The sequence below is a fragment of the Paraburkholderia sp. SIMBA_030 genome (genome assembly GCF_046535245.1).
In the GTDB taxonomy this organism is placed as follows: domain Bacteria; phylum Pseudomonadota; class Gammaproteobacteria; order Burkholderiales; family Burkholderiaceae; genus Paraburkholderia.
On sequence record NZ_JAWRXB010001678.1, the window covers coordinates 1 to 234 of the forward strand.

A 234-nucleotide genomic window follows, 5' to 3' on the forward strand; every position below is an offset into this window, starting at 1 on the left:
CGATGAGGCTGGCCGGGTCGTGTACGAGCATGGATCCCACCCACGTCTGTACAACAAAGAGCACGCCGACCAGGAGCAGTGCGGCGATCATTGACCGACCCAATGATTTGGTGGTCCCCGAGTTTTCCTCGGCAAGGGTGGATATGCCATCAAAGCCGAGGAAGGACAGCACTGCGATCGAGACCGCTCCGAATATCAAGGACCAGTCGAACGTGTGGGAGTTGAAGAAAGCGT

Annotated in this window: 1 pseudogene; it reads right to left on the reverse strand. The window is 57.3% G+C overall.

The window, feature by feature from the left end:
• A pseudogene (locus tag SB772_RS45725) lies at window positions 1-234 on the reverse strand (APC family permease); the annotation flags it as partial.